Origin of the sequence: Nocardia sp. 852002-51101_SCH5132738, from assembly GCF_001665695.1 — a bacterium.
GTDB lineage: Bacteria > Actinomycetota > Actinomycetes > Mycobacteriales > Mycobacteriaceae > Nocardia > Nocardia nova.
On the sequence record NZ_LZML01000089.1, the window covers coordinates 1 to 1,595 of the forward strand.

The 1,595-nt window shown below is 68.0% G+C and carries 1 protein-coding gene; it reads left to right on the forward strand.

What is annotated here, in order from left to right; all coding sequences use genetic code 11:
- The first annotated feature begins 228 nt into the window (after window positions 1–228).
- Window positions 229–1,458 (forward strand): IS110 family transposase, encoded by a 1,230-nt coding sequence (locus tag A5789_RS12200; RefSeq protein ID WP_064923398.1) that lies wholly within the window; start codon window positions 229–231, stop codon window positions 1,456–1,458.
- Window positions 1,459–1,595: the final 137 nt, after the last annotated feature.

A 1,595-nucleotide genomic window follows, 5' to 3' on the forward strand; every position in this document is an offset into this window, starting at 1 on the left:
CCCCGTTATCTTTTTCCCAGCTCCAATCAGGGGCTACGGTCGCCGGGCCCGGTATGGCTCTTTGCCCCCAGTCTCTCGAATGATCCGGGGGGTGTTGCCGCCGGGCCCGGGGCGTCGGCTCACCGCTGAATAGGGACAGGACCGCTCGAAGGTCTGGCTATAACGTGGGTGCCGGGTGTCGATGCCGGATCGGCGGCCGTCCGGGTTCGACCTATTTCGGGAGCACGGGTGCATCAGCAGTACGCGGTGTTCTGCGGTATCGATGTCGGCAAGACCAACCACCACGCCGTCGGCCTCGGCGCAGACGGGAAACGCTTGTACGACAAAGCATTACCCAACGACGAAGCACAGCTGCGGGAGGTGTTCGGCAAACTCGCCAACCGCGGACCGCTGCTGATCGTGGTCGATCAGCCCAACACCATCGGCGCCCTGCCGGTGACCGTGGCCCGCGCGTGTGGTCACGACGTCGCCTACCTGCCCGGACTGTCGATGCGCCGCATCGCCGACCTCTACCCCGGTCACGCGAAAACCGATGCCCGAGACGCATTCATCATCGCCGACGCCGCTCGCACCATGCCCCACACGCTGCGCCGCACCGACGCCGGTGACGACGCCCTAGCCGAGCTGGAGCTGCTAGTCGGCTACGACGACGACCTGGCCGTGGAAGCGACCCGCACCAGCAACCGCATCCGCGGCCTGCTGACCGGCATTCACCCCGCGCTGGAGCGGGTACTCGGCCCGCGCGTCGCACACCCGGCCGTGCAGGAGATCCTGGCACGCTTCGGCGGCCCGGCCGGCATCGCGAAGACCGGCCGCAAGCGCGTCACTGCGGTCGCGGTCAAGCACGCGCCCCGCATGGGCGCCCGCCTGGCCGACGACATTTTCACCGCCCTCGCCGCCCAGACCGTCACCGTCCCGGGCACCGCCGCCGCCGACCTCGTCCTGCCTCGGCTGGCCGAGTCACTGAAATCGGTTGTGCAGCAACGAAAGGACATCGCCACCGATGTCGAGAGGATGCTCGATGCACACCCTCTTTCCAGGGTCCTGACCTCGATGCCCGGCATCGGCGTCAGGACCGGAGCCCGGATCCTGCTCGAGATCGGTGACGTCTCCGACTTCGCCTCACCGGGGCACCTGGCCGCCTATGCCGGCATCGCGCCGGTCACCCACCAATCAGGCACCTCCATCGGCGGTGAACACCTGTCGCGGTCGGGGAACCGGAAACTCAAACGGGCACTGTTCCTGTCGGCGTTCGCCTCGCTCAGCGACCCGGTCAGCCGCGCCTACTACGCGAAGAAACGAGGCGAGGGGAAGAAACACAACGCCGCCCTGATCTGCCTGGCCCGGCGGCGCTGCGACGTCCTCTACGCGATGCTCAAGACTGGCCAGTTCTACCGGCAGCCAGGCGAACCGCGGCCGGACGCCACGGAGTCCCGGGAGGCCGCGACAGCGGCCTGACCACGCCCGAACCGGATGCTGCCCGCCCTTCGGACGGGCAGCTGCTCGGCGTGCTCAAGATCGATGGCCCTCCACTGCCTCGAAATCAGAGAAATCCCGGCCGGATCGCTTGACAGCGGAGATAGGGACACCCCCCC